Annotated in this window: 22 protein-coding genes; 4 read left to right on the top strand and 18 right to left on the bottom strand. The window is 71.2% G+C overall.

What is annotated here, in order from left to right; genetic code table 11:
• Nucleotides 1–1,632 (top strand): alpha/beta fold hydrolase, encoded by a 1,632-nt coding sequence (locus tag ABZ822_RS20000; protein ID WP_360855457.1) that lies wholly within the window; start codon nt 1–3, stop codon nt 1,630–1,632.
• A gap of 153 nt (nt 1,633–1,785) precedes the next feature.
• Here the strand turns inward: ABZ822_RS20000 and ABZ822_RS19995 are convergent, their stop codons facing one another.
• The 5 genes from ABZ822_RS19995 to ABZ822_RS19975 form a co-directional block, all read right to left on the bottom strand.
• Nucleotides 1,786–2,655: an amino acid ABC transporter permease gene (locus ABZ822_RS19995; protein ID WP_360855454.1), complete on the bottom strand. Its 870-nt coding sequence runs from the start codon at nt 2,653–2,655 to the stop codon at nt 1,786–1,788.
• Complete coding sequence (locus ABZ822_RS19990; protein ID WP_360855451.1) at nt 2,652–3,296, bottom strand: amino acid ABC transporter permease; 645 nt, start codon at nt 3,294–3,296, stop codon at nt 2,652–2,654. Before ABZ822_RS19990 ends, ABZ822_RS19995 begins: the two co-directional genes overlap by 4 nt.
• Before the next feature lie 34 nt (nt 3,297–3,330).
• Entirely contained in the window at nt 3,331–4,260 is a 930-nt protein-coding gene (locus ABZ822_RS19985; RefSeq protein ID WP_360855448.1) for a glutamate ABC transporter substrate-binding protein, read from the bottom strand.
• A 14-nt stretch (nt 4,261–4,274) separates the two neighbouring features.
• Nucleotides 4,275–5,105, bottom strand: coding sequence for an amino acid ABC transporter ATP-binding protein (locus ABZ822_RS19980; RefSeq protein WP_360855445.1), 831 nt, complete (start codon nt 5,103–5,105; stop codon nt 4,275–4,277).
• 275 nt (nt 5,106–5,380) lie between these two features.
• Nucleotides 5,381–5,815 carry a DUF6278 family protein gene (locus ABZ822_RS19975; protein ID WP_360855442.1) on the bottom strand — a complete coding sequence of 145 codons (435 nt, stop codon included), beginning with the start codon at nt 5,813–5,815 and terminating at the stop codon, nt 5,381–5,383.
• 159 nt (nt 5,816–5,974) lie between these two features.
• Here ABZ822_RS19975 and ABZ822_RS19970 point away from each other — a divergent pair, with 159 nt between their 5' ends.
• Nucleotides 5,975–7,777 carry an SGNH/GDSL hydrolase family protein gene (locus ABZ822_RS19970; protein WP_360855439.1) on the top strand — a complete coding sequence of 601 codons (1,803 nt, stop codon included), beginning with the start codon at nt 5,975–5,977 and terminating at the stop codon, nt 7,775–7,777.
• A gap of 99 nt (nt 7,778–7,876) precedes the next feature.
• Here the strand turns inward: ABZ822_RS19970 and ABZ822_RS19965 are convergent, their stop codons facing one another.
• From ABZ822_RS19965 to ABZ822_RS19910, 12 genes are all read right to left on the bottom strand, one after another.
• Nucleotides 7,877–8,674: an exodeoxyribonuclease III gene (locus tag ABZ822_RS19965; protein WP_360855436.1), complete on the bottom strand. Its 798-nt coding sequence runs from the start codon at nt 8,672–8,674 to the stop codon at nt 7,877–7,879.
• 81 nt (nt 8,675–8,755) lie between these two features.
• The gene (locus ABZ822_RS19960) at nt 8,756–9,400 is read right to left on the bottom strand and encodes an MBL fold metallo-hydrolase (RefSeq protein ID WP_360855433.1); all 645 of its coding nucleotides are present in this window, start codon (nt 9,398–9,400) and stop codon (nt 8,756–8,758) included.
• Nucleotides 9,401–9,545: 145 nt separating this feature from the next.
• Nucleotides 9,546–10,847: a 4-carboxymuconolactone decarboxylase gene (gene pcaC, locus ABZ822_RS19955; RefSeq protein ID WP_360855430.1), complete on the bottom strand. Its 1,302-nt coding sequence runs from the start codon at nt 10,845–10,847 to the stop codon at nt 9,546–9,548.
• Nucleotides 10,848–10,883: 36 nt separating this feature from the next.
• Nucleotides 10,884–11,486 carry a hypothetical protein gene (locus tag ABZ822_RS19950; protein ID WP_360855427.1) on the bottom strand — a complete coding sequence of 201 codons (603 nt, stop codon included), beginning with the start codon at nt 11,484–11,486 and terminating at the stop codon, nt 10,884–10,886.
• Complete coding sequence (locus ABZ822_RS19945) at nt 11,483–12,631, bottom strand: ROK family glucokinase (RefSeq protein ID WP_360855424.1); 1,149 nt, start codon at nt 12,629–12,631, stop codon at nt 11,483–11,485. Before ABZ822_RS19945 ends, ABZ822_RS19950 begins: the two co-directional genes overlap by 4 nt.
• Before the next feature lie 348 nt (nt 12,632–12,979).
• Entirely contained in the window at nt 12,980–13,792 is an 813-nt protein-coding gene (locus ABZ822_RS19940; protein WP_360855422.1) for an ATP-binding cassette domain-containing protein, read from the bottom strand.
• The gene (locus ABZ822_RS19935; protein WP_360855419.1) at nt 13,789–14,838 is read right to left on the bottom strand and encodes an ABC transporter permease; all 1,050 of its coding nucleotides are present in this window, start codon (nt 14,836–14,838) and stop codon (nt 13,789–13,791) included. Before ABZ822_RS19935 ends, ABZ822_RS19940 begins: the two co-directional genes overlap by 4 nt.
• A complete protein-coding gene (locus tag ABZ822_RS19930; RefSeq protein ID WP_360855416.1) occupies nt 14,835–15,845 on the bottom strand; it encodes a sugar ABC transporter substrate-binding protein in 1,011 nt (336 codons plus the stop codon). The genes ABZ822_RS19935 and ABZ822_RS19930 overlap by 4 nt, the downstream gene beginning before the upstream one ends.
• Nucleotides 15,846–15,978: 133 nt before the next feature.
• Complete coding sequence (locus ABZ822_RS19925; protein WP_360855414.1) at nt 15,979–16,980, bottom strand: sugar ABC transporter substrate-binding protein; 1,002 nt, start codon at nt 16,978–16,980, stop codon at nt 15,979–15,981.
• Between the two features lie 355 nt (nt 16,981–17,335).
• Nucleotides 17,336–18,055, bottom strand: coding sequence for a GntR family transcriptional regulator (locus ABZ822_RS19920; protein WP_360855733.1), 720 nt, complete (start codon nt 18,053–18,055; stop codon nt 17,336–17,338).
• 181 nt (nt 18,056–18,236) lie between these two features.
• Nucleotides 18,237–18,938 (bottom strand): SDR family NAD(P)-dependent oxidoreductase, encoded by a 702-nt coding sequence (locus tag ABZ822_RS19915; RefSeq protein WP_360855411.1) that lies wholly within the window; start codon nt 18,936–18,938, stop codon nt 18,237–18,239.
• Between the two features lie 87 nt (nt 18,939–19,025).
• Nucleotides 19,026–19,508, bottom strand: a complete 483-nt coding sequence (locus ABZ822_RS19910; protein WP_360855408.1) for a MarR family winged helix-turn-helix transcriptional regulator — start codon at nt 19,506–19,508, stop codon at nt 19,026–19,028.
• Nucleotides 19,509–19,559: 51 nt separating this feature from the next.
• Here ABZ822_RS19910 and ABZ822_RS19905 point away from each other — a divergent pair, with 51 nt between their 5' ends.
• Nucleotides 19,560–19,994, top strand: a complete 435-nt coding sequence (locus ABZ822_RS19905; protein WP_360855405.1) for a nuclear transport factor 2 family protein — start codon at nt 19,560–19,562, stop codon at nt 19,992–19,994.
• Nucleotides 19,995–20,109: 115 nt separating this feature from the next.
• On the opposite strand, the gene ABZ822_RS19900 is transcribed toward ABZ822_RS19905, so the two are convergent.
• Complete coding sequence (locus tag ABZ822_RS19900; RefSeq protein ID WP_360855401.1) at nt 20,110–21,348, bottom strand: cytochrome P450; 1,239 nt, start codon at nt 21,346–21,348, stop codon at nt 20,110–20,112.
• 186 nt (nt 21,349–21,534) lie between these two features.
• Here ABZ822_RS19900 and ABZ822_RS19895 point away from each other — a divergent pair, with 186 nt between their 5' ends.
• Nucleotides 21,535–22,530, top strand: coding sequence for a hypothetical protein (locus ABZ822_RS19895; RefSeq protein WP_360855398.1), 996 nt, complete (start codon nt 21,535–21,537; stop codon nt 22,528–22,530).
• The last annotated feature ends 147 nt before the right edge of the window (nt 22,531–22,677 follow it).

Below are 22,677 nucleotides of genomic sequence, written 5' to 3'. Positions count from 1 at the left end.
ATGGGACACCCCACCCCGCGCAAGGCTTTGCGTACCTCCGCAGTCGGTGCCGTCTCGGCCGCCGTCCTCGCCGGCACGACCTTCGGCCTGGCCCCCGCGGCCGTGGCAGCCCCGGCGCAGACCCCTGCCCAGGCCCCCGCCCTCGCGGACTCCGCTTCGGCCGCCGACGCCGCGGGCGTACGGTTCGTCGACATCCGCGGCGAGGGCGGAACCGTACTCAAGGCCAATGTCGTCATGCCGAGCGACGCCGGAGCGGCGAACCGCCGCCACCCCGTCGTCGTCCTGCCCACGAGCTGGTCCGTGCCCCAGGTCGAGTACCTGGCGCAGGCGAAGAAGCTCGCCGACTCGGGCTACATCGTGCTCAGCTACAACGTCCGCGGATTCTGGCAGTCCGGCGGCGACATCGAGGTCGCGGGTCCCAAGGACGTCGCCGACGCCCGCAAGGTCATCGACTGGGCGCTGGAGAACACCCCGGCCGACCCCGAGCGGGTCGGCATGGCCGGTATGTCCTACGGTGCCGGGATCTCCCTGCTGACCGCCGCCTTCGACAAGCGCGTACGGGCCGTGGTCTCCATGAGCGGCTGGGCCGACCTCGTCGGCTCCATCTACAGCGGCCGCACCCAGCACCTCCAGGCCTCGGCCTTCCTCGCCGGGACCGGCTACATCACCGGCCGCCCGAGCCCCGAATTCCAGCACATGCTCGGCCAGTTCCTGGACAAGGACATCGACGACGAGCAGGAGCTGATCGAGTGGGGGCGTAAGCGCTCCCCCGCCGCCCACATCGACCGCATCAACGCCAACGGCGCCGCGATCATGCTCGGCAACGCCTGGGGCGACTCGATCTTCCCGCCCAACCAGTACGCGGACTTCTACGAGAAGCTGACCGGGCCCAAGCGCCTGGAGTTCCGCCCCGGCGACCACGCGACACCGGAGATCACGGGGCTCCTCGGCCTGCCCAACGACACCTGGAGCAACGCCCGCCGCTGGCTCGACCACTACCTCAAGGACGCGGACAACGGCGTCGAGAAGGAGAAGCCCGTCCAGCTCAAGTCCCGCTCCGCCGGCGACTACGAGGGCTACGAGAGCTGGGCTTCCGTACCGGACTCCACCCGCCGCATCCCGCTCGACGGCTCGAAGCGGATCCACGCCAACGTCGACTCCGGCGCCGACGGCGGCATCGTCATCCTCTCCAGCGCGCTCGACCAGCTCTTCCGGCTGCCGCCCATCGCCTCCGTCCCGCTGCTGCCCCGCGCCTTCGCCGCCGTCTGGCAGACCGAGCGCCACGACACCCCGCAGCGCGTGCGCGGCACGGTCAAGGTGCACACCACCGTCACCAGCACCAAGGAGAGCGGCACGGCGATCGCCTACCTCTACGACGTGGGGCCGCTGGGCGTCGGCAAGCTGATCAGCCACGCCCCCTACACCTTCCACGGGAAGACGCCGGGCGAGCCGTTCGGCGTGGACCTGGATCTGTTCTCGACGGCGTACGACGTCCCGGCCGGGCACAAGCTCGCCGTGGTCGTCGACACCGTCGACCCGCTCTACACCGAGCACAACCCCAGCTGGGCGAAGCTCACCTTCTCCTCGCCCGCCGACGACCCCTCCTACGCGGAGATTCCGCTGAGGGGCTGACCCGTCATCCCTGGCGGACCGACGCGCGGCGTCAGATGCGGTGCATCGCACGGCGAAGTGTCGTCCTCATACCGGTCGTATTCGGACGATCCGACAACGCTGCGAGGTGCCGTAGCTGTCGTCGTGCGCCCACCGCGGATTACGGGGCAGCCCTCAGGCGCGTCCGCCGGGGCCCGACAGCGCGTCGGTCGGCCCGGGCTGCGCCACTTCCGCGGCCCGGGTCTTCACGCTCCGCCGCTCGCGCCGGGCGACCCAGTTGGCGAACCAGGACAGCAGCATGCACATCCCGATGTAGATGGGCGAGATCACCAGCACGACCGGGATGAAGGGCAGGTCGTAGTCGAGATCGGTGGCGATGAGCTTGCCCGCCTGCAGGAACTCCTCGTAGGTGATGAGGAATCCCAGCGAGGTGTCCTTCAGCGCCACCACGAGCTGGCTGATGACGGCGGGCAGCATCGCGCGTACGCCCTGCGGGACCAGGACGTAGGCCATGACCTGCGTCTTGCGCAGACCCAGCGAATAGGCCGCCTCGCGCTGCCCGCGCTCCACGGAGCCCACTCCCGTACGGAAGACCTCGGCGAGGACCGAGCCGTTGTAGAGCGTCAGCCCGGTCACCAGGGCGGGCAGCGGCTGCACTTTCAGCGCCACGAAGACGAAGAAGATCATCACCAGCACGGGCATCGCCCGGAAGAACTCGACGAACAGCGTGGCGAGCCACCGCAGCGGGCGGTGCTCCGAGAGCCGGCCGCAGGCGAGCACGGCGCCGAGGGCGAGGGAGAGCACGGCGGCGAGACCGAACGCCTTGAGGGTGTTGCCCAGCCCTTCGAGCAGCAGCTCCTGGATGCCCTGGTACGCGAAGGGCCGCCACTTCTCGGCCTCGAACTGGCCGGTGTCGGCGAGCAGATACACGATCCAGCCGACGAGGCCCAGGAGGACCACGGTCGCCGCCATGCCGTACCGGCGGTGCCGGGCCCGGGCCTTGGGACCGGGGACGTCGTGGAGCGCGGTGGCGGTCGTGGTCACCGGGGCACCCCCCAGCGCCGCTCCAGCACGTTGAACAGCAGGCTGATGGCGAGCGTCACGATCAGATAGCCGACGGCGATCCAGACGAACGACCACACGATGCTGTAGCCCAGCTCCCCCAGCGGCTTGTAGACACCGAGCAGTTCGGTGACGCTGAACGAGCCCGCGATGGCGCTGTTCTTGGCCAGCGCGATGAGTGTGGAGCCGATCGGCGGGATCACCGTGCGGAACGCCTGCGGCAGCACCACAAGACCCAGCGACTGGCCGAAGGACATCCCCAGGCTGCGCGCCGCCTCCCCCTGCCCGACCGGGACGGTGTTGATGCCCGAGCGCACCACCTCGCAGACGAAGGCGGAGGTGTAGCAGCCGAGGGCGAGGACCGCGAACGTCTCGAAGGGCAGCACCAGGCCGAAGCGCGGAAGGCCCAGGAGCACGGCGAAGAACAGCAGGGTCAGCGGGGTGTTGCGCAGCACGGTCACCCAGGCCGTGCCGAACGTGCGCAGCGGACCGACGGGCGCGACCCGGAACCCGGCCATGACCACACCGAGGGCGAGGGCGAGGAGCGAGGCGAAGAGCGTGAGCTGCACGGTGCCCCACAGCCCTTCGCCGTAGAGCGAGAGATTGTCGAGCAGTACGTCCATCGGGCTCCTTGAACGCGGGCGGGGCCGGTCGGGGTCAGCCCGCCGGGTAGCGGTCGATCGGGGGCGGCTCGGGCGCCGGTTCTCCGGAGAGGCCGAGGGTGGCGTCGTAGGCCTTCTTCCAGTCGCCGTTCCTCTCGCCCGCCTCCAGCCCGTCGTCGAGGGCGAAGCGCAGCGCGGTGTCGCCGCGCGGGACGCCGATGCCGTACGGCTCGTCCGAGAAGGTCGGGCCGACGACCTTCAGCTCGTCGGGCACCTTGGCCGCGTAGCCGAGGAGGATCGTGTCGTCCGTGGTGACCGCGTCGACCTGGAGGGTGAGCAGGTTGTCGACGCAGATCGAGTACGTGTCGTACGCGACGGGCTCGGCCTCGGGGTAGTCCTTCTCGATCCGCTGGAGCGGCGTCGAACCGGCGGCCGAGCAGACCGTCTTGCCCTTGAGGTCGCCGGGGCCCTTGATGTCGTCGTTGTCGGCCCGTACGAGCAGCGACTGGCCGGCCATGTAGTAGGGCCCGGCGAATCCGACCTGCTTCTTGCGGAGGTCGTTGATCGTGTACGTGCCCACGTAGTAGTCGACCTGGCCGTTCTGCAGCGCCGTCTCGCGGTTGGCGGAGGCGATCGTCGTGAACGCGATCGTGTCCGGGTCGAAGCCGAGGTAGGCCGACATCATCTTCGCGATCTCGATGTCGAATCCGGTGTAGGCGCCGGTCGCCGGGTCCTTCTCGCCGAGGAACGGCTGGTCCTCCTTGACGCCGACGACGAGGTGGCCGCGCGCCTTCGCCTTGCGCCAGGTCGGCGACTGCGGCAGCTCGTAACCCTCGTTGACCCGGTACTGCGGAAGCTGGTCGGGCTGGGGGCCCTTGACGGGCGGGCTGCCCTCCTTGCCACAGGCGGCGGCCAGGACGACGAGGGCCGCGAGAGCCAGGGCGGCCGCGAGGCGGCGCAGGGGCGAGGTGGTCCGGCGGTTCATGTCCGTCACCCGGCTCAGTGCTTGAGGATCTTGGAGAGGAAGTCCTTCGCGCGGTCCGTCTCCGGCGCGGTGAAGAACTCCTCGGGGGTGCGGTCCTCGACGATCGCGCCGTCCGCCATGAAGACCACACGGTTCGCGGAGGCGCGGGCGAAGCCCATCTCGTGGGTGACGACGACCATCGTCATCCCCTCCTGCGCCAGTTGGCGCATCACCTCCAGGACCTCGTTGATCATCTCCGGGTCCAGGGCCGAGGTCGGCTCGTCGAAGAGCATCACCTTGGGGTCCATGGCCAGGGCGCGGGCGATCGCGACGCGCTGCTGCTGGCCGCCCGAGAGCTGGGCCGGGTACTTGGGGGCCTGGGAGGAGAGCCCGACGCGGTGGAGCAGTTCCATCGCCCGCTGCTCGGCCTGGTCCTTACGGCGTCCGCGGACCCGGACGGGGGCGAGCGCCACGTTCTCCAGCACCGTCTTGTGCGCGAACAGGTTGAAGCTCTGGAAGACCATGCCGACGTCGGCGCGCAGCTTCGCGAGCTCCCGCCCCTCCTCGGGGAGCGGTTCGCCGTCGACCGCGATCGTTCCGGAGTCGATGGTCTCCAGGCGGTTGATGGCGCGGCAGAGGGTGGACTTGCCGGAGCCGGAGGGGCCGATGACGACCAGCACCTCGCCGCGGCCGACGGTGAGATCGATGTCCTTCAGGACGTGCAGGCTGCCGAAGTGCTTGTTGACCCCGCGCAGCTCGATGAGCGGATCGGACGACGCGGCGGTGACGGCTCCCCCGGCGCCCGCGCCTTCGGTCCCTGCTCCCCCGGCCCCTGCTCCCCCGGTACCTGCTCCGTCGGCGGCCATGGCGGCCCCGCCCCCTCTCGGCTGTTCGCGCGGTCAGCGCAAACTATCCGGCCGAAAGCGGCAGTTCGTTATGACACGCACCAAAGGGCCATTAACCGTATGGTGGGCTCAACGCCCGGCGGAGGTCGCGGGACGGGCCAGGGGCGGGCTGCGCCGGAGGGGGGCACGCCGGAGGGGGCACGCCGGAGGGGCGGTTCGGCACCGGCGGTCGGCACGGGCGGTTCGGCACCGGCTGTCGGCAGGGGCGGTTCGACACGGGCGGTCGGCAGGGGAGGTCAGCCCTCCGATGCCTCCGCGTACTTCTGGGACAGCTCGGGAGCCCCGGTGGCCGCCCAGTCCAGGCCCGCGCCCACGACGTCGATCTCCCGGCCCGAGGCGAGCCTGATCACCGGCTTGCCGTTCGGCCAGACCTGCCAGACGGCCCCCGCCACCGTCCGTACGATCACGGTCCCCAGGTACAGCCCCGCGTCGTTGCCGAGCCACGGCAGCTCCTCGGGGTCGTCGCGCCAGCGGGGCAGGAGCTGGTCCAGCGCCTCCAACGACCGTGCGGAGTCATCGAGTTCGAGTCCGGCGCCTGCGGCGCGGCTGCGCAGCAGCTCGCACTCGGAGAGCAGTTCGGCCACTCCTTCGGAATCCGCCTCGGACGGCAGCACCGCCACGGACGGGCGCCCGTGGCGCCTGCGCCAGTTGTCCAAGAAAGGGATGTTCATACCACTCAGGTTCGCATCCGACCCCCCGCATGCACCACAGGCGCGCTCGATGGCAGGAATTCAACCGCGGTTCAGACCGGGATCATTGACGGCGCCCTGCCTCCTCCCTACCTTCATCCCGCACCTGTCGGATCACTGCGGATGCGGGAGGGGACGGCCATGCGCTTCGCACGGCGATGGATCACCGGAATCGTCGCGGTGGGGGCGGCCGTCGCCGTCACCGCGGGCGGGGCGCCATCCCCCGCCGCCGCCCAGGAAAGCCGTACGGAGCCGCTCCCTCTGGAGCGGCTCTTCGACAGTACGGCGGTCAGTGACGACGCCCGCCCCGGCGAAGCCGACTTCGACGGAACCGGCCAGTCACTGTCCGCACAGGACCTCCGCGCGGCGGGCTGGACGCCCGGCCGTACGCTCGCCCTCGACGGCGCCCGGCTGACCTGGCCGCGCTCCTCCGCCGGGCGGCCCGACAACGTGCGGGCCGACGGCCAGGCGGTGCGGCTGCGCGGGCGCGGTGACGCGGTGTCGTTCCTCGTCACCGGGACGGGGGCGGGCACGGACGTGACCGGCACCGGCACCGTGCGGTACCGCGACGGCGGCCGCTCCTCGTACACCCTCGCCGCCCCGGACTGGCGCACAGGACCACTCGCGACCAAGGCCGTCGCGCTCCCCCACATCAACACCCCGGGTGGTCAGCGCGCGGAGAAGGTCCGGCTGTACGCGGTGACCGTGCCGGTCGAGCGGGGGCGGGAGATCGCCTCGGTGGTCCTGCCCCGGGACCCGGGGCCGACCGCCGAGCTCCATGTCTTCGCGGCGACCGTGCGCAGCGAGGCACAGGGCTGGACCGGTACGTGGACGGCGTCCACCTCCGGCTACGCCGCGGCCGGCCCGTGGGACGACCAGACCGTACGGCTCGTCGTCCACACCAGCGCCGGCGGCCGGGGCGTCCGTATCCGGCTGGCCAACACCTTCGCGTCGGCGCCGGTGCGCATCGGGCACGCGTCGGTGGCCGTCCAGGGCGCGGGCGCCGCGGCGGCCGGGCCACCGCGGCGGCTGACCTTCGGCGGGCGGCCGGAGGCGGTGATCCCTGCCGGGGCCGAGGCGTTCAGCGACCCCACGGACTTCGCCGTGCCGGCCGATACGAACCTCCTGGTCAGCCTGCATCTGCCGGATCCGGTCATGGCCGCGCCACTGCACAGCAGGACCAACCAGACCAGCTTCGTGAGCGCGCAGGGCAGCGGTGACCGGACGGCCGACAGCGGCGGGGAGGCCTACACCGGGACGATCAGCACCTGGCCTTTCCTGACCGGTGTCGACACCGGCGGCGGTCCCGGCTCGGTCGTGACGCTCGGCGACTCGATCACCGACGGGGACAAGTCGACTCCCGGCGGGAACCGGCGGTGGCCGGACGTCCTCGCGCGCCGGTTCCAGAAGCAGAGCGCCGTCCCGCGGTACGGCGTGCTCAACCAGGGCATCTCGGCGAACCGGATCGTCACCGACCGCTACCCCGGGGACGAGGTCAGCGCGGACACCGGCGGGGTGAGCGCCCAGCACCGGCTGGACCGCGACGTGCTGGCCCAGACCCGGGCCCGGACGGTCGTCGTCTTCGAGGGCATCAACGACGTGCGCTGGGGGACGACGCCGGAGCAGGTGATCGCGGGCCTGCGCGCCATCGCCGAACGGTCCAGGGCCCGGGGACTGCGAGTGGTCGCGGCGACGATCGCGCCGTGCGAGGGCTATCCGGACTGCACACCGGAGGTCGACGCACGGCGGACGGCCGTCAACGCGTTCATCCGGCAGAACGGCGGGACGTTCGACGCGGTGCTGGACTTCGACGCGGTGATCCGCGACCCGTCCCGCCCGCAGCGGATGCTGCCCGCCTACGACAGCGGCGACCATCTGCATCCCGGGGACGCGGGGCTGCAGGCACTCGCCGACTCCGTCGACCTGCGGCTGCTCGCACCCTGACGCGCACCCGTGCACCGTCGGCGGTGCTCCGCGACACCGGGGCACCGCCGACGGCGGTGCCCCTGGCGCGCGAACATGCGGTGCCCCAGGGGCGAGCAATCAGCCCTGACGCACGGACGCGCCGTCCAGATCGACCACGACCGGTGCATGGTCGGAGGCGCCCTTGCCCTTGCGCTCCTCGCGGTCCACGTAGCTGTCCTTGACCGCGCCCGCGAACGCCTTGTTGCCGTAGACCAGGTCGATCCGCATCCCGCGGTTCTTGGGGAAGCAGAGCTGGCGGTAGTCCCAGTAGGTGTACGGGTGGTCGTACTTCAGCGGGCGCGGCACGACATCGGTGAGGCCGAGGCCGCGCAGCGACTCGAGCGCGGACCGCTCGGCGGGGGTCACGTGCGTCAGCCCCTCGAAGGCGGAGCGGTCGTACACGTCCTCGTCGGTGGGCGCGATGTTGAAGTCGCCGAGGACCGCGAACGGCCGCTCCGCGGCGGCGTCCCCGGTCACCGCCGCGCCCAGCGCCTCGAGCCACTGCAGCTTGTACGCGTAGTGCGCGTGGTCCACCTCGCGGCCGTTCGGCACATAGACCGACCAGACGCGAACACCGCCACAGGTGGCCGAGATGGCCCGCGGCTCCTGCGCGCCGTCGTAGTCCGGGCCGCCGGGCAGTCCGGGCGCCACCTCGTCCAGACCGACGCGGGAGACGATCGCGACGCCGTTCCACCTGCCGTCCGCGTTGACCGCCGACTCGTAGCCCAGCTCACGGAGCTGTTCGTACGGGAACTGCTCGTCGGTGCACTTGGTCTCCTGGATGCACAGCACGTCCGTGCCGTTGCTCTCCAGCCAGGCCAGCAGCCGGGGAAGCCGGGCGGTGATCGAATTGACGTTCCAGGTGGCGATGCGCATGGGGACGAATGTACAGGGGGCCACCGACAGTCCCGTCCGCGCTCGTCCAGACCCTGTCCGGGCCCGTCCGTGCTCGTCCGCTCAGAGCGCGAGCGACTCCCCGGGGGCCAGCCGGTCGTGGTGGGCACCGGCGACGCCGGGGCCGTCCGGGCCGAGCATCCGGTCGTACACCGGCCGCGCGATGTCCGTGAGCAGCCCGTCGTGGACGTCGACGGCGCGGCGCGGCGCGACCTCGCGGACGTAGTCGATGACCTCGGCGACCTTGTTCCAGGGCGCGTGCACGGGCAGCATCAGGGTCTCGACGGGGCGGCCCGGGACGGTGAGCGCGTCGCCGGGGTGGAAGACCGAACCGTCCACGCAGTAGCCGACGTTGGTGATCCGCGGGATGTCGGGATGGATGACGGCGTGCAGTTCGCCGTACACCTCGATCTCGAAGCCCGCCGCGCTGAACGTGTCGCCGTGGCCGACCGTGTGGACCCGTCCGGGGAAGGCGGCCGAGATCTGGTCGGCGACGCTGCGCAGGGTCCAGATCTCCGCGGACGGGTCGGCCTCCAGGGCGGTGCGCAGCCGTCCCTCGTCGAAGTGGTCGAGGTGCTCGTGGGTGATCAGCACCGCTTCCGCGCCGACGGCCGCGTCCTTCTCGCTGAAGGCGCCCGGGTCGATCACGAGCGTCCGCCCGTCCTTCTCCAGACGGATGCAGGCGTGGCCCTTCTTCGTGAGCTGCACGGGGTGTCCTCCCGACGGGTCCGGTGGCGTCCTGACGTTGACGCCGTACCTCTGACGTCGCGCTCCTGATGTCCTGCTGTCCTGCTGCGACGCCCTGCCTGTGACGTCCTGCTGTGACGTCCTCCGCGCGGACGTCCCGGCGAATCTACTCCTGGGGAGTCGTCTCCTGGCGTATGACCTCACGCGCCACCCGGAACGCCGAACGGGCCGCGGGGACACCGCAGTAGACGGCCGTGTGCATCAGCACCTCACCTATCTCTGCGGGCGTGAGACCGTTCCGCAGGGCGGCGCGGGTGTGGAACGCCAGCTCCTCGAAGTGACCGCCCGCCACGAGCGCGGTGAGGGTGACGACGCTGCGCGTCCGGCGGTCGATGCCCGGCCGGGTCCACACCTCGCCCCACGCGTAGCGGGTGATCAACTCCTGGAAGTCGCGGGTGAAATCGTCCGCCTCGGCCGACGCCTGGTCGACGTGCGCGTCGCCGAGCACCGCACGGCGCACCTTCATGCCCTGCTCGTACGGGTCGGGGCGCGGCGTCTCGACCTCCGGCGGCGCCTCCGCGGACCCGGGCTCCGCGTCCGGCGGGACGACGGCGGTGTGACTGCCGGTCTGTGCCGGGGCGGTGGAGGGCACCGGCCGCAGCAGGGTCGTCTGCCCCCCGGAGCCGTGCTGCTCCTGCCCCGAGCTGTCGAAGTGGCGTACGAGCAGATCGGTGACGGCCGCGGGCTGTTCGACCGGGACCAGGTGGGACGTGCCGGGGACGAGCGCGAGCCGGGCATCCTTTATTCCGGCGACCAGCACACGGGCGTCGGCGGGCGTGGTGACCGCGTCCTCGGATCCGGCGACGACCAGCGTCGGCACACCGATCCGCTCCAGCGAGGTGCGGATGTCGAAGGAGGCGAGTGCCTCGCAGGCGGCGATGTAGCAGCCGGGGTCGGTGGTCCGCACCATCTGCACCGACCAGTCGGCGATGGCCTGCTGGACGGAGGCGAAGTCGGGCGTGAACCAGCGCTCCGGGACGGAACGGGCGATCGGCTCCAGCCCGTTGGTGCGCACGATGACCCCGCGCTGCCGGTACTCGTCGGGGGTGCCGAAGCGCGCGGAGGCGGAGACGAGAGCGAGGGCGGACAGGCGCTGCGGCCGGCGCAGGGCCAGATCGGCGCCGACCGCGCCGCCGAAACCGCACCCCGCGTAGCCGAAGCGGTCGATGCCCAGCTCGTCGAGGGTCGCGACGAGGCGGTCGGCGAGCTCGGAGACCGAGGTGACGGGGTGGGCCGGGGCGCCGCCGTGTCCGGGCAGGTCGAAGCGGAGTACCCGTCTGCGCCGCGCGAGTTCGGGGATCTGCCGGTCCCACATGTGCCAGGTCGTGCCCAGGGCGGGGCCGATGACGAGCACAGGGGCGTCCTGCGGGCCGTCGATCCGGTGCTGAAGGGTCTTGCTCTCGCTCACGTTCGCCACGCTATCCGCCGCCCCGGGGCGGCTGGGTCATGGGGTCACGGTGGAGACGACGTAGACCTTGGGGTGGGCCTTGTTCGCGAAGTCGACCGTGATGTCCTGCACGGGTTGGGGCTCGGGGTGCTTGTGGACGGTACCCGCCCACTTCGACTCGCCTCCCGCGCCGAGTTGCCAGCCGACCGCCGCCGCCTCCTTGGAGCTGATGGTGATCCTGCCCGTCTCCAGGGACGAGCGGCTGCTGCCGATCCTGTCCAGGAACCGGTCCAGCCCCTCCGGCGATGTGACGAACTGCACGTAGAGCTTGCTGATCTTCCACGAGTTCGTCTCGAACCAGGCGACCTCGGCGGAGTACGGCGGGATCGGCACGTCGTAGATGCGGCGGGACACCTGGGAGGGCCACCCCTCGGTCAGGCCCGTCGCGGCGGCCTTGCCCTCCTTGTCCTTGCCGCTGTCGCGGCTCTGCTTCGCGGAGATCGCGAGGTAGCCCGCCGGGATGCCGATCAGGAGCACGACGATGAGCAGCGTCAGGATTCGGCGGCGGGTGCTGGGCGGTGTCCGCTGAGGGCCCTCGCCCCCTTCGCCGGAGGCGCCGGGGGTCTGGCGGGGGACGGCCGGACGGTCGGCCATGGTCATCGACGGCTCCCTCGGAGGCCTTGGGCGTACTGCGCGTACCGCTCGTAGCGCTCGTACCGCTCGACTCGGCGCCGGGTGGCGCGGCGGAAACGGCGGGCGACGAGCCGGGCGAGGTCGGCGGCGCCGACGAGCCCCGCCTCGTTGCCGAGCTGCGCCTTGATGATACGGGCCTCAGGACGGTAGCCCCGACCGGTGAGATGGCGGCGGAAGGCGTCCCGCGCCGGGCCGATGAGCAGGTCGTCGGCCGAGCTGACCCCGCCGCCGATGACGAAGCAGGAGGGGTCGAGGGCGGCGGCGAGGTTGGCGATGCCGACGCCGAGCCACTGGCCGATGTCCTGGAGCAGCTCGACGCACATGGCGTCGCCCTCGCGCGCCAGCTCGGTGATCAGGGGCCCGGTGATCTCCGGGATGTGACCGCCGACGCGGTCGATGATGTTGTACGCGACCGGGGAGTCGGCAGCGGCCAGCTCGCGGGCCTCACGGACCAGGGCGTTGCCCGAGCTGTACTGCTCCCAGCAGCCGCGGTTGCCGCACGGGCAGCGGTGGCCGCCGGGGACCACCTGCATGTGCCCGAACTCGCCGGCGACCCCGTAGCGGCCGCGCTTGACCTGTCCGTCCTCGAGGATCGCGCCGCCGATGCCCGTACCGAGCGTGATCATGACGAGGTGGTCCTCACCGCGTCCCGCGCCGAACCGCCACTCCGCCCAGGCGGCCGTGTTGGCGTCGTTGTCCACCATGACGGGGACGGCGAGGCGGGCGGCGAGCGCATCGCGCAGGGGCTCGTCGCGCCAGGAGAGGTGGGGCGCGAAGAGGACGCGGGACCGGTCGGCGTCGACCCAGCCGGCGGCCCCGATGCCGACCGCGTGCACGTCGTGCCGGTCGGAGAGGTCGAGGACCAGTTCGGCGATGGTGTCCTCGACGACCTTGGGGCTCTTGGACTTGTCCGGCGTCTCCGTCCGCAGCTTCTCGAGGATGTTGCCGTCGGCGTCGACGACACCCGCCATGACCTTGGTGCCGCCGATGTCGATGCCGACGGTCGGGACGCGAGGGGCGGTGAGGTGCGAGCGGCGCTCGCGGGTGCCGACGGTACGCAGGACGGTCGCCCTGGCCGAGCCGCGGGGTGCCGGCTCGCGGTACGTGCTCATCTCGTCCCTAGGTGGTCGCGGACATGCGGTACTGCTGGCGATTCTGCCAAACGGGACCGGCACCGGCCTCCGCACGTCCGGCCCGGGCGGCCCGGACGCAGGGTCCGGGCAGCTCGCGGGCCCGTACGCGACCGTTCGGGCCGCCCTCCGCGACCGTACGGGCAGCCGTCCGCGACCGTTCGGACCGCCCTCCGCGACCGTTCGGGCCGCCCCGCGCGTGCGGCCCGCCCCACCGTACGAGCCGCCCCAGCCGTACGGGCCCGGCCGCCGCGAGCTGGACCGACCCGGCCCGGCCGCCGCGGGTGGCGGCGGCCGGGCGCGCGGCCCGCGGGACCGGTCCGTGCGGGCTCAGGACTTCTCGGCCGCCGCCTCCAGGTGCGCGGGCACCGGCGCCCGCTTCAGCTCGTGGCTCAGCTCCTCCAGCTCCGACCCTCCCGCCATCTGCCGGGTCAGCTCGTCGAGGGTGATCTCGTCCTTGGTGTAGCTGCCGGACATGGTGCCGCGCTTGAGCAGCACGAACCGGTCGCCGACGAGGTACGCGTGGTGCGGGTTGTGCGTGATCAGCACCACGCCGAGACCGGCGTCCCGGGCGGCCGCGACGTACTTGAGGACGACCCCGGACTGCTTGACGCCCAGCGCGGCGGTCGGCTCGTCCAGGACGAGCACCTTGGCGCCGAAGTAGACGGCGCGCGCGATGGCCACGCACTGGCGCTCGCCGCCGGACAGCGTGCCGATCGGCTGGTCGACGTCGCGCAGGTCGATGCCCATGCGCAGCAGCTCGCTGCGCGTGGTCTCGCGCATCTTCTCCACGTCGAGGCGGCGGAAGGGGCCCTTGCCGCGGGTGGGCTCGGAGCCGAGGAAGAAGTTCCGCCAGACCGGCATGAGCGGGACGACGGCGAGGTCCTGGTAGACGGTGGCGATGCCGCGGTCCAGGGCCTCGCGCGGGGAGCCGAGGCTGGTCTCGTCGCCGTCGACGGTGAAGGTGCCGGCGTCGTGCTGGTGCAGCCCCGCGATGATCTTGATCAGGGTGGACTTGCCCGCGCCGTTGTCGCCGAGGACGCAGGTGATCTCGCCCGCGTGCACTTCGAGGGAGACGTCCTGGAGCGCCTTGATGTTGCCGTAGAACTTGCTCACATCGATGAGCCGGACCAGTGCGGTCATGCGCGTGCCTCCGCCCGCTTGCGGACCCATGCGTTGAGCAGGGTGGCCAGGAGCAGCATCGCTCCGAGGAAGAACTTGAACCAGTCGGGGTTCCACTCCGCGTAGACGATGCCCTTGCTCGTCATGCCGAAGATGAAGGCGCCGACGGCCGAGCCGATCGCGGATCCGTAGCCGCCGGTCATCAGACAGCCGCCGATGACGGCCGCGATGATGTAGAGGAACTCGTTGCCGATGCCCTCGCCGGACTGGACGACGTCGTAGCTGAACAACAGGTGCTGTCCGGAGATCCAGGCGCAGAAGGCGACGCCCATGTAGAGCCCGATCTTCGTCTTCGCCACGGGGACACCGACGGCACGCGCCGCGTCGGGCCCGCCGCCGGAGGCGAAGATCCAGTTGCCGATACGGGTGCGCAGCAGGATCCAGGTGGCGAGCGCGACGAGGGCGAACCACCACAGGATGGTGACCTGGAGGTCGACGTCGCCGATGCTCAGGCGGGAGGCGAACAGTGCCTTGGCCGACTCGAAGCCCTCCATGTCGCCGATCGCCTTGGTCGACACCGTGCTGCTGATGAGCTTGGTGAAGCCGAGATTGAGACCGGTCAGCATCAGGAAGGTGCCGAGCGTGATGATGAAGCTCGGCAGCTTCGTACGGACCAGCAGGAAGCCGTTGAAGAAGCCGATGCCCAGGGTCACGACGAGCGAGACCGCGACGCCGGCCCACACATTGGCCGTCATCTGGTAGCTGAACATCGACGAGATCAGCGACGAGGACGTCACCATGACGCCGGTGGAGAGGTCGAACTCGCCGCCGATCATCAGCAGGGCGACGGGGACGGCCATGATGCCGATGGTCGAGGACGCGTAGAGGACCGTGCTCAGGCTCTGCGCCTGCAGGATGCTGTCGGCCGCGACGGCGAAGAAGACGAAGACGGCGACGGCGCCGACGATCGCGCCCAGCTCGGGCCGGCCCATGAGACGGCGTATCAGGGAGGTTTCGAGCAGCCGCTCGTCCCGGGTCGTGGTGGGTGTCTTGGCAAGGACTGTCATCGCGTTCCCCGCTTCGTGTACTCCTGCAGCTCGGCGGCGTCCTTCTCGGTGATGATCTGCGGGCCGGTGAGCACCGGCCGGCCGCCGCCGAGGACATCGGCGTTGTAGTGGTGGAGCCAGAGGAGGTCGACCGCCTCGTAGCCCTGGAGGTAGGGCTGCTGGTCGACGGCGAAGCCGAGGTCGCCGTCCTCCAGGGACTGGGCGACCTTGGCGTTGAGGTCGAAGGTGTCGATCTCGGCGTCGCTGCCCGCCTGTTCCTTCGCCTTGACGGCGGTGTCGGCGAAGGGCGCGCCGAGCGTGACGACGGAGTCGATGCTCTTGTCCGTCTGGAGCTTGGCCTCGACGGAGGACTGGACCTCGGGCATGTTGGTGCCCTCGACGTAGAGGTTCTTCAGCTCGCCGTCGAAGGTCTTGCGGGCTCCGTCGCAGCGCTGCTCGTGCCCGACGTTGCCCTGCTCGTGCAGCACGCAGAGGGCTTTCTTCTTCTTGCGCTTGTTGAGCTCCTCGCCGACCGCCTCGCCGGCGATGGTCTCGTCCTGGCCCACGTGCGAGAGCGCGCCGAACGCCTTGGACTGCTCGGAGCCGGAGTTGACGGTGACGACGGGTATGCCCTTCCTGGCGGCCTTGGCGAGGACGTCCTTCATCGCGTCGGGCTTGGCGAGCGAGACGATGAGGCCGTCCACACCGCGGTCGATGGCGCTCTGGACGAGCTGGGCCTGCTGCTGGCCCTCCTTGTGGTGCGAGTAGAGGAACTTGATGTTGTCCTTCGCGGCCGCCTGCTCGGCGCCGCTCTGCACGATGTCCCAGAAGGTGTCGCCGTCGCCGGAGTGGGTGACCATGGCGAAGGTCCAGCGGGGCGTGTTCACGGCCGCCCGGCCGGTGGTGGCCTCCGCCGCGCGCTCCTCGGCGCGCTTGCCGCCCGTACTGCTGCACCCCGCCAGGGTCGCGCCGAGTGCTGCCGCCATCACGACGCCCACCGCTCGCGTGCCTGTCCGAACCCGTGCCACGAAGACGTGCCTCTCTCACTGCGCCGGGCGCGCGCCGCGCGCCGTTCCGCCTGGTGTCTGCCCTGGTGCGGCCGTGTCCGGGAGGGTCCGGGCACGGCCGACCAAGTATCGGTGACGGGGGTGTCCCGCCTCGTCATCGGGTGCCGCGGGCGGTGTACTTCTCCAGCCGCGGGACGTCCTTCCCGGTGACGACCGCGGGCCCGGTGAGGACCGGCTTCCCGCCGCCGAGGACGTTGGCGTTGGTCTGGTAGAGCCACAGCTCGTCGATCGCGAGGTAACCCTGGAGGTACGGCTGCTGGTCGACCGCGAAGCCGATCTCCTTGGCCTTGAGCGACTTCACGACCTGGGCGTTGAGGTCGAAGGTGTCGATCTCGGCCTTGCTGCCCGCCTGCTCCTTGGCCTTGACGGAGGCCGCGGCGAAGGGCGCGCCGAGGGTGACGATCGCGTCGATGTCCTTGTCGGACTGGAGCTTGGCCTCGACCGAGGACTGGGTGGCCGGCATGTTGGTGCCCTCGACGTTGAGGGTCTGCAGCGAGCCGTCGAAGGTCTTCTTCGCTCCCGCGCAGCGCTCCTCGAGCGAGACGTTGCCCTGCTCGTGGATGACGCAGAGCGCCTTCTTCTTGCCGCGCTTGTTCAGCTCCTCGCCGACCGCCTCACCGGCGACGGCCTCGTCCTGGCCGATGTGCGAGAGGGCGCCGTACTGCTTCGAGAACTGGCCGCCGGAGTTGATGGTGACCACCGGGATCCCGGCCTTGACCGCCTGGGCGATCTCGTCCTTGAGGGCGTCGGGCTTGGCGAGGGTGACGATCAGGCCGTCGACCTTCTTGTTGATCGCGGTGCGCACGAGCTGGGCCTGCTCGTCGCCCTCCTTGTTCGCGGAGTAGAGGAACTCCACGTTGTCCTTGGCCGCCGCCTGCTTGGCGCCGCTCTGGACGATGTCCCAGAACGTGTCGCCCTCGCCCGAGTGCGTCACCATCGCGATCTTCAGTCGCGGGGTGTCCACGCCCTTGCCGCTGCCGCCGCCCGCGGGCCCGTCCTCGGCCTTCTTGCCGCCCGAGCTGCTGCAACCGGCGACCGCGAGCGCGATGGCCGCGGTGAGGACCGCCGCCGTACGAATCCTGGGTCTGCCCGCCATGGTGGCTCCGCCTTCCCTCCTGGGGCCGCATCGTTACGGCTGGAGGAGTTCTAACGGCGGGCGACTGGCCACGTCAATACTTTGTCCGAACATTCTTACGCGGACGCGGGGCGCGGGTGGTGCGCGCGCACCGGTACGGGTCGGTACGGGGAGTGGCGCGGTACCGCACCTGGGCGGACGTACGGACGGCACGGTGCGGCGCCGGTCGTCACGGCACGGGGCGGGAACGCCCGTTGGGGCGCGGGGCGTTGGGGCATGAGGCGTCGGGGCGCGGGACGTTGGCGTGCGGCCTCAGGGACGCGTGTCCTCAGGGACGCGTGTCCTCAGCGGCGCGTGTCCTCAGGGACGCGTGTCCTCAGGGGCGGACGAGGAGCTGGAACTCGAAGGCGTAGCGCGACGCCCGGTAGATGTGCGACCCGAACTCGACGGCGCGGCCCGTGTCGTCGAACGTCGTCCGCTGCATCGTCAGCACCGGCGCCCCCTCCGGCTCCCCCAACTGCTCGCCCTCCTCGGCCGTGGCGGCGCGCGCCCCGACCGCCTGGCGGGCGCTGTGGAGCGTGATGCCCGCCTCGCGCATGAGGCGGTAGAGGCCCGTGGCCTCGAGCCGCACGGTGTTCAGATCGAGCAGTCCTGCGGGCAGATGGTTGCGCAGATGCGCCATCGGCTCGCCGTGCGCGAGGCGCAGCCGTTCGACGAGGACCACGTCGGATCCCTCCGGGACGCCGAGGGCCGCCGCGACCTCGGCACCGGCGGGCTCCGTGGTGTTCACCAGGACACGGGTCGCGGGGCGCTGGCCCGCGGCCTCCAGGTCGTCGTAGAGGCTGCTCAGTTCGAGCGGCCGCTTGACCTGGCTGTGCACGACCTGCGTGCCGACCCCGCGGCGGCGGACCAGGAGTCCCTTGTCGACCAGCGATTGGATGGCCTGGCGGACAGTGGGCCGGGACAGGCCGAGGCGGCCCGCGAGCTCGATCTCGTTGCCGAGCAGGCTGCCGGGGGCGAGTCTGCCCTTCTCGATCGCCGCCTCGAGCTGCTGGGAGAGCTGGAAGTACAGGGGGACCGGGCTGCTGCGGTCCACGCTGAGCTGGAGAGACCCGGTGGGATCTGCCTCTTGCTGCTTCGCCACGCAGGCGAGACTAGCCGCAAGCACTGATGACGGGAAGTCGTGAAGTTCGATTGTCCGGACAAAGAGCCCGGCGACGGGGTCCCTCAGCACAGCCGCCGCTGTACGGGGCCTGGGCCCGCCCGAGCGCGCCCGGTCACCAGGGCAGCGGCCGCCCGTCCCGGAAGAACCCGCCCGTCGGCCCGTCGTCCGGAAGCGTCGCCGCCCACACCACGCTCGCCGCCCCCTCCTCCACCGGCCGCCCTCCGGCCCCGCCCATGTCCGTGGCGACCCAGCCGGGGCATACGGCGTTGACGAGCATCCCGTCGCGGCGGAACTCGGCGGCGATGATCACGGTCAGGGCGTTCAGCCCGGCCTTGGTGACGGAGTACGCGGGAGTGCCCGCGCCCATGCTCGCCAGTGAGCCCGACTCGCTGGAGACGTTGACGATGCGCGGGTGGGCGCTCGCGCGCAGCAGCGGGGCGAAGGTCCGGATGGTCCGCCACGGCCCGTAGAGATTGGTCTCGGCCGCCTCCCGTACGACGTCGAGGTCCGCGCCGGACGGCCGCTGCCAGGTGTCGTAGGTGATGGCGGCGCTGTTCACCAGGACGTCCAGGCGGCCGTAGCGGTCCGCGACCACGGACGCCGCCCGCTCCACCGATGCTGCGTCCGTGACGTCGAGCCGCAGCGGCACGATCTCGCCCGGAGCGGCCTCCGGGTCCAGATCCGCCGCGGCGGCCTCGGCGGCCTCCTGCGACCGGGAGGTCAGCAGGGCCGTGTGCCCGCGCCGCGCGAGCAGGCGGACCGTCTCCCGCCCGATGCCGCGATTGCCGCCGGTGACCAGGGAGACGGTGCTCATGGGGCCCACGGTACGACGGCCCCGTCCGCGGGGGTGACGGGCTTCGGTCGCCCTTCGGAGTACGCGGGCGCGGCACGACCCCGTGCCCTACTGCGGCGGTCTGACGTCCCGGCGGCGGACGGCGGCGGTGCCCCCGAGTTCGTCCAGGAGCCGGGCCAGGAGGGAGCGGTGCTCGGCGAGCTTCCGCGCCCCGAAGCGCACGGCCAACCGGTCGTCCAGTGCGGCCCGTGCGCTGCGCGCCGCCTCGACCCCGTCGCGCCCGCGCGCCGTCAGCCCCACGCGCCGGACACGGGCGTCGCGGCCGTCCGGGACGCGCTCGACGTAGCCGAGGCGCTCCAGTTCGGCGACGGCCTTGGAGGCGCCCTGCTGGGTCATCTCCAGGCGCTCGGCCAGTTCGCCGACGGTCGGCTGCCCGTCGATCAGGTGCTGGAAGACATAGCCGTGGGAGAACCGCAGGTCGCCGAAGCCCCGGGCGCTCAACTCGTCCTGCACGGCCGCGGCGGCGGCATGTCCGACGAACAGGGCCAGGGTGCCGGTGTCCAGCTCACGGGGTTCCACGTCCTCTCGCATGGCGACCATCCTGCATTTGACAACCATGGTTGTGCAACTAAGGTTGTGTATATGTTCGAGCTTCAGCAGACCGAGATCCAGCAGCATCCGCTCATCGATGTGGCCGTCCGCTACCACGCGGCCGTCGCCGACTTCGCCACGGGCGACGAACTCGCCGCCTTCTTCCACGAGGACGCCGTCCACCACGAGCTGCCCAACGCGCTCTACGCCGACGGGGTCGTCCGCGATCTGGCCGGGCTCGCCAAGGCCGCCGAGGCCGGCAAGCAGGGCCTCACCGAGCAGAGCTTCGAGGTGCTGGGCGCGGTGGCCGCGGGGGACCAGGTGGCGCTCGAGGTCCTGTGGACCGGCACGATCGCCCGCCCTCTGGGCGATCTGCCGGCGGGCCACGTCCTGCGGGCCCACATCGCGACCTTCCTCAGGTTCCGCGACGGCAAGATCGTCTCCCAGCGCAACTACGACTGCTACGAACGCCTGAGCCCCGCCTGAGCGTTGACCGGGGACGGCGAAGGTAGCCGGGCAGGGCGCGACGGAGACCGGGCAGGGCGGCGTACGGCGGCGGAAGCCGGGTGGGCCGCACGGGTCGGCCCACCCCGCGAGAGCGTCACACCCAGCGCACCGGGAGGCGCCGGAAGCCGCGCATCAGCAGGCCCGGGATCCGGGGCAGCGCCGCGGGATCCCCGGTGTCCAGAGCGAGATCCGGGCAGCGTTCCAGCAGCGTACGGATCGCGGTCCGGCCCTCGAGGCGGGCCAGCGGGGCGCCCAGGCAGTAGTGGATGCCGTGCCCGAACGCCAGATGGGAGCGGCCTCCGTCCCCGGACGCGGACCGGCGGATGTCGAAGCGGTCGGCGGCGGGGAAGCGGGCGGGGTCGCGGTCGGCGGAGGCGAGGCCCACCAGGACCGGCTGCCCCGCCGGGATGACGGTGCCGCCGACGTCCGCCGCCTCCCGCGTGAACCGGAACGTCGAGGTCTCCACCGGCCCCTCGTACCGCAGCATCTCCTCCACCGCGCTGTCCATCAACGAGAAGTCCGCGCGCAAGGCGGCCAGTTGCGGCTGATGGGTGAGGAGGGCGTGCACCCCGTTGGCGATGAGGTTGACGGTGGTCTCATGGCCCGCGACGAGCAGCAGGAAGGCCATGCCCAGCAGTTCGTCCGCGGAGAGCCGGTCCCCGTCCTCCGCCCGCGTGCGGATCAGGGCGCTCAGCAGGTCCTCACCCGGCTCGCTGCACCGCTTGTCCTCGATGAGCCCGGCGAGATAGTCGTGCATCGCGGTGAAGGCCGCTGCCTCGTTCTCCTTGCTGGTGGCGGCGACGATCTCGTTGGACCAGCCGCGGAAGGTCCGGCGGTCCAGGGACGGCACGCCCAGCAGTTCGCAGATCACGGTCATCGGGAGCGGGAAGGCGAGGGCGTCGACCAGGTCGGCCCGGCCGTCCGGCGCGGCCAGCATCGCGTCCAGCAGCTCGTCGGTGATCTGCTGGACGCGGGGGCGCAGTTCCTCGACGCGGCGGGGTGTGAACTCCCGCGCCACCAGCTTGCGGAGCCGGGTGTGGTGCGGCGGATCGGCCTCCAGCATGTTGGCGTTGAGCGCGGTGACGGGGCCGTCCCAGACCTCCCCGGCGGTGCGCCACTCCTTGCTCAACCGGGTGTCGCTCAGAGCCTCACGCGCCTCCTCGTGGCCCACGATCAGCCACACCTCGCCCATGTCGGGCATACGGATGCGGTGCACCGGCCCCTGGGCGCGCAGTTCGGCGTAGACGGGATACGGGTCGGCGGTGAAGGCGGCCCCCTTCTCGTCGGTGAGATCGACGATCGCGGTCCGCTCCGGTGTCGTGCCCTCGTCCATACGCAGTCCCGCCCTCCGGTCGGCTGACGCCACCTTAGGCGGGCGAGCGCGTCCGCCGCGTCGGCCGGACGGACGAGCGGACTTCGGCCAACCCCCCGGGCAGGCGTTCCCACCGCCCTTGCCGCAAGGCGGTTCGACACGGGGCAGGAACGCGGAATTCCACTCCTCCGAGTGAACAATGCCCACATGAAAGCAGAGTTGATTTCGAAAGCCGAATGCGCACAGCCAGGTCCGAGTCGACTTACCCATGGGCAGGGGTGGTTCACACAAGAGCAGGGCCTACTCACCTTGCTCGACCGGGAGTTCACTCCGTTTCGGACGTTCGACCTCGGAGAGGACCTTTCGTCTTTCGCCGTGAGTCCCGATCTGACCCGCGTCGTCGCCGGAGGGAAGGATCACATCAGGCTTCTCGACGAGCACGGCACCACCCTGTGGTCCGTTGAGCACACCCCTTGGGGAACGGGCTACTCCTACTCGGGCTCCTGTGCGTTCTCCGCGGACGGAAGCCAGGTCTGGGCCACCGTTCCCGAAACCGGACCGGGTTGCGAACCCCACGACGAAGATGCCGAGGACGACGAGGATGCCGAGGACGCGTGGCTGGAGGGTGACGAGTGGTGGGTCGTCAACGCCGCCACCGGAGCGCTCATGGCCCGTAAGTGGCTGGGCTGCGAAGCCACGGGCTCGGTGACGCACCTCCACCCCGACGGGGTGCACATGGGCCTGGATGTCGGCGAGGGACAGGACGGTTCCCGCATCTATTGGGGCGCCTACGAGAACGGGGTGCTGCGCCTGTCCGCCACCGATGACGTCACGCGCGCTCTCACGGACATCCATCCCGACGGTCACGCCTACGTGACCATCCCTCGCGACGCGGACGGGATATCGGTCCACACCTTTCCCGGTCGTGCCGTCATCGCGCACCGACCCGACCGAGACTTTCTCCGGAGCGACGAGTGGCCCATCGATGCCCGATACCTCGACCGGGAAAGCATTCTGGTGGAGACGGTCGACCGGAACTGGACCTGTGCCCGCCATCTGGTCCTCGACGCAGAGGACTTGAGATTCCGGGGAGAAATCACCTATCCGCCGGGAACCGTCCCGTCGTCATTCCATTCCGTCCACGCCGGCACGTGGCACACCAACGACGGCAACCACCTCTGCGCGTGGCGACCGGGCAGGTGATCCACGGGCACATCGCCTGCCCACGGTCGCGGTGATCCGGTCATGTGTCCCCTCACCGAGCCCGCTCGCACGCATCCACCGTCCGGTGCCGTGAGGAACGGCACCGGACGGTGAGGGACGGACGCCCGACCGCTTTGCCCAGCGCGG

Origin of the sequence: Streptomyces sp. NPDC047108, assembly GCF_040643575.1 — a bacterium.
Classification (GTDB): domain Bacteria; phylum Actinomycetota; class Actinomycetes; order Streptomycetales; family Streptomycetaceae; genus Streptomyces.
Note: the sequence above shows the minus strand (reverse complement) of the source record. Positions and strands in the feature narration are given on the sequence as shown.